6 protein-coding genes, 2 tRNA genes and 1 pseudogene are annotated in these 3,863 nt (G+C 46.1%); 8 read left to right on the top strand and 1 reads right to left on the bottom strand.

From position 1 onward, the window contains the following. The coding region (locus ACYVTD_RS10415; protein ID WP_461247709.1) for a glycoside hydrolase family 5 protein at positions 1-827 on the top strand (827 nt) is incomplete at its 5' end. A gap of 17 nt (positions 828-844) precedes the next feature. On the opposite strand, the gene deoD is transcribed toward ACYVTD_RS10415, so the two are convergent. Then, positions 845-1,549 carry a purine-nucleoside phosphorylase gene (deoD, locus tag ACYVTD_RS10410; protein ID WP_461247708.1) on the bottom strand — a complete coding sequence of 235 codons (705 nt, stop codon included), beginning with the start codon at positions 1,547-1,549 and terminating at the stop codon, positions 845-847. Between the two features lie 168 nt (positions 1,550-1,717). Here deoD and ACYVTD_RS10405 point away from each other — a divergent pair. The 7 genes and pseudogenes from ACYVTD_RS10405 to ACYVTD_RS10375 form a co-directional block, all read left to right on the top strand. Next, a tRNA-Thr gene (locus tag ACYVTD_RS10405) sits at positions 1,718-1,790 on the top strand. Between the two features lie 46 nt (positions 1,791-1,836). Next, entirely contained in the window at positions 1,837-2,010 is a 174-nt protein-coding gene (gene rpmG, locus ACYVTD_RS10400; protein WP_461247707.1) for a 50S ribosomal protein L33, read from the top strand. 6 nt (positions 2,011-2,016) lie between these two features. Then, a tRNA-Trp gene (locus tag ACYVTD_RS10395) sits at positions 2,017-2,089 on the top strand. 96 nt (positions 2,090-2,185) lie between these two features. Further along, positions 2,186-2,362: a preprotein translocase subunit SecE gene (secE, locus tag ACYVTD_RS10390; protein ID WP_461247706.1), complete on the top strand. Its 177-nt coding sequence runs from the start codon at positions 2,186-2,188 to the stop codon at positions 2,360-2,362. A 21-nt stretch (positions 2,363-2,383) separates the two neighbouring features. Further along, on the top strand, positions 2,384-2,947 hold the full coding sequence (gene nusG, locus ACYVTD_RS10385; RefSeq protein WP_461247705.1) for a transcription termination/antitermination protein NusG: 564 nt from the start codon (positions 2,384-2,386) through the stop codon (positions 2,945-2,947). Between the two features lie 78 nt (positions 2,948-3,025). Further along, the gene (rplK, locus tag ACYVTD_RS10380; RefSeq protein WP_461247704.1) at positions 3,026-3,457 is read left to right on the top strand and encodes a 50S ribosomal protein L11; all 432 of its coding nucleotides are present in this window, start codon (positions 3,026-3,028) and stop codon (positions 3,455-3,457) included. Beyond that, positions 3,454-3,863 (top strand): annotated as a pseudogene (locus tag ACYVTD_RS10375) (50S ribosomal protein L1); the annotation flags it as partial. The gene rplK and the pseudogene ACYVTD_RS10375, both read left to right, overlap by 4 nt.

Genomic DNA, 3,863 nt, shown 5'->3' with positions numbered 1-3,863 from the left:
CAACTTTTATGAGCAGGGTTAAGGAAATTGTCGGTTATGCGGTAGATAACGACATGTACATTTTGCTTAATACCCATCATGACGAGGGAATTTTTAAGTTCCAGAATAAAGACATGGATGCGTCAAAAGAAGTTTTTAAAAGGGTTTGGCTGCAAATAGCCGAGAATTTTAAAAACGAAAATGAAAAATTGATATTCGAGGGATTAAATGAACCGCGTACAATCGGAAGTTCTGCGGAATGGAGCGGAGGAACAAAGGAAGAAAGAGACAACATTAACGTGTTGGAGCAGATTTTTGTTGATGCGGTGCGCTCAAGGGGCAGTAACAACGTAAAACGTATTTTGATGGTTTCAACTTATGCTGCGTCCGCTGAGCAGGCCGCGATGAGCGGGGTTGTAATTCCAAATGATTCTTCAAATACTAAAAATAAGTTTATTGTTTCGGTTCACGCTTATTCGCCGTGGAATTTTGCGTCAGGTGCTGTTAGTACATGGAGCAGTAATAATTTAAGTGATAAAAGCAGCGTTGAAACCCCGATGGATCGAGCTTACAGTACATTTGTTGGCAAGGGAATACCCGTAATATTCGGAGAATTTGGCGCGGTAAATAAAAACAACGAAGATACACGCGCTGAATGGGCTCAATATTATGTAAGTTACGCGAAATCAAAAGGAATACCGTGCTTCTGGTGGGACAATGGCAATAGCGATACCAAAGGCGATGGATTTCAAATACTTAACAGGAATGATAATAGCTTCCCTTTCCCGGCAATTAAAGACGCGCTCATCAACGGTGTGAAGGATCCAGAAGTCGAGGAAGATCTTTAGTTATTAAGAGGTTTCCGCTAACTGACAGCCGTTTCCAGCGCGGTTTCCATCATGCGGGTAAAGGTGGTCTGGCGCTCTTCCGAACTGGTAGATTCGCCCGTAATCAGGCTGTCTGAAATCGTTACAATGCAAAGGGCCTCGCGCTCGTATTTTGCCGCAAGGGTGTACAGTTCGGCACACTCCATTTCCACGGCAAGACAGCCGAATTTTGACCAAAGTTTCCAGTCGTCCGGGTTTTCGCCGTAGAACAAATCGGAAGAAAGAATCGAGCCTACTTTTGGCTCCCACCCCTTGGAAACGGCAATATCCCAGGCTTTTTTAAGTAGGGAAAATGAGGCTGTCGGGGCGTAATTTCTGTGTCCAAAACGGACATTATTGGCGTTTGAGTCGGTACTGGCTGACATGGCAAGCACCATGTCTCGCAGGTGCACGTCCTTATTTAAGGATCCGGCCGTCCCTATGCGGATCGCCCTTTTTACCCCGTATTCACGGAATAATTCGTTCACATATATCGAAATTGAGGGAATTCCCATCCCCGTACCCTGAACGGACACTCTTTTTCCGTTAAAAGTACCCGTAAAACCCAAAATATTGCGTACATTTGTGTATTGGACGGCGTTTTTTAAGAAATTTTCGGCTATAAATTTGGCACGCAGGGGGTCGCCGGGAAGCAGTATGGTTTCGGCGATTTCTCCGCTTTTAGCGGCAATATGTGTTGACATAATCTATCCTTTTTTTCGCTTGTTTTGGCTATAATAATATATAAAAATGTATAAAAATGTCAATTTATTAGCTCGGACTATTGACAAAATTGCCTTTTTTTTGTAATTTATCTAAAATGCGTAAACTCGCAGTAGTGTCCCCAAAAACCTAGCTGGTCTTGGGACATTGCCCTTATAGCTCAGTTGGCAGAGCACATCCATGGTAAGGATGAGGTCATCAGTTCGATTCTGATTGAGGGCTTCGTCCACGCCAAAAGCGTGCAGATATTTATTGTAGAGAGGTTTTTATGGCGAGCAAAAAGTCGGCAGTGGAATTGGTAGCCCTTCAATGCAGTGAGTGCAAACGGCGCAATTATACCACCACAAAAAACAGGCGTAACACACAGGATAAACTTGAGTTCAAGAAATACTGTCCGCATGATCGCAAGCACACTCCCCACAAGGAGACCAAGATAAAGTAAGGAAATAGGCGTATAGCTCAGTTGGTAGAGCTACGGTCTCCAAAACCGTGGGTCGAGGGTTCAAGTCCTTCTGCGCCTGAAGCGGTTTTAAGAAATAGGATGTTGCCGAATGTAGGGCAAGTCCTTCCGCGCCTGATGCGGTTTTAATGTAACGTTTTTTGAAAGGAAGAAAAAGATGAAAATTGGTCAGTTTGTTAAAGAATCTTATGCGGAACTGAAAAAGGTAATTTGGCCCGGAAAAGACGATGTTATAAACTCGGTAAAAGTCGTCATTATTTCTACCATTATCGTAGCCGCAATTTTAGGGCTCATAGATATGTTGTTGCTCTTGGGTGTTAGAGCGGTATTTTAGTTTTAGGAGCGGCAAAGAAGAATGGCTACGGGCTGGTATGTCCTGCATACTTATTCGGGATACGAGAACAAGATAGAAAGAACAATCCGCATGATGATGGGAAACGGGGAGTTGGACAAGAATGTCGTCCGCGACGTGAAAGTTCCCAGTGAGGAAGTGGTCGAGGTTAAGGACGGGAAAAAACGCACCCAGAACAGAAAGTTCCTTCCCGGCTACATCCTTGTCGAGATGGATCTTCCCGAAACCGATATGGATTGGAAACTGCCCTGTTCCAAGATAAAAAAAATTCAGGGCGTTACAGGCTTTGTCGGGACTCCTTCCGACCGCAAGCCTCAGCCTTTGACGGGCGACGAAGCCCGCGCGATTTTGCAGAAGTCGGGTGAAATTAAGGGAGAACGGACGGTACGCGCAAGGCAGAATTTTACCGCCGGAGAGCAGGTTAAAATTATCGACGGGCCGTTTGAATCGTTTGTCGGCACAATCGAAGAAGTTAATCAAGAGAAAAACAAGTTGAAGGTAATGGTTGGAATATTTGGCAGAAATGCGCCTGTAGAAGTTGATCTTTTGCAGGTAGAAAAAGTATAAGTGGAAGCTTCGCGTCTTGGATTCAAGGTGCAGGCGTTAGTCCGGTTTGCCGCCGGACATACCACGAAGGAGAATTAGATGGCAAAAAAGAAAATTGCGACGCAAATCAAGTTGCAATGCCCCGCGGGAAAGGCCACTCCGGCCCCGCCCGTAGGCCCCGCGCTTGGTCCTCACGGCGTCAGCGCGCCTCAGTTTGTCCAGCAGTTTAACGACAGGACAAAAGGCATGGAACCGGGACTTATCATTCCGGTTATTATCACGGTTTATGTGGATAAATCGTTTACGTTTATCCTCAAAACCCCGCCCGCATCGGTTTTAATTAAAAAAGCGATAGGGCTTGAGTCGGGTTCAAAAGAATCCCACAAGGTCAAGGTCGGCAAAATCTCGAGGAAACAGCTTGAGGACATCGCCAAAACAAAGATGGCGGATCTTTCCGCCAACGATCTTGACGCCGCCGTTAAAATTATCGCCGGTACCGCCCGGTCTATGGGTGTAGAGGTGGATAAATGAAACACGGAAAAAAATACAGGACAAACGCCAAGAACTACGATCCCATGAACTCTTACGAGTTGCAGGAAGCGGTTACCTTGGTAAAGAAAATGGCTTACGCGAAGTTTGACGAATCGGTAGACCTTTCCATCAAGCTTAATTTGAAAAAGAGCCAGGCCGTGCGCGACACCGTGGTTCTTCCGCACCAGTTCCGAGGTGATAAGAAAGTGCTTGTTTTCTGCAAGCCCGAAAAAGAAAAGGAAGCGCAGGAAGCAGGCGCCGCTTTTGTCGGAGCCGACGACTTAATCGAAAAAGTGAAAGGCGGCTGGACCGACTTTGACATCGCCGTGGCTACCCCCGACATGATGAAAGATGTCGGCAAGCTCGGTATGGTGCTCGGTCGCAAAGGCCTTATGCCCAACCCCAA

The sequence above is a fragment of the Treponema sp. R6D11 genome (assembly GCF_054786075.1).
Note: the sequence above shows the minus strand (reverse complement) of the source record. Positions and strands in the feature narration are given on the sequence as shown.

What these genes read in the sequence shown, in the direction of transcription:
- secE (WP_461247706.1), top strand. Translation starts at nt 2,186, where the DNA reads ATGAAAATTGGTCAGTTTGTTAAAGAATCTTATGCGGAACTGAAAAAG.
- deoD (WP_461247708.1), bottom strand. Translation starts at nt 1,549, where the DNA reads ATGTCAACACATATTGCCGCTAAAAGCGGAGAAATCGCCGAAACCATA.
- nusG (WP_461247705.1), top strand. Translation starts at nt 2,384, where the DNA reads ATGGCTACGGGCTGGTATGTCCTGCATACTTATTCGGGATACGAGAAC.
- rpmG (WP_461247707.1), top strand. Translation starts at nt 1,837, where the DNA reads ATGGCGAGCAAAAAGTCGGCAGTGGAATTGGTAGCCCTTCAATGCAGT.
- rplK (WP_461247704.1), top strand. Translation starts at nt 3,026, where the DNA reads ATGGCAAAAAAGAAAATTGCGACGCAAATCAAGTTGCAATGCCCCGCG.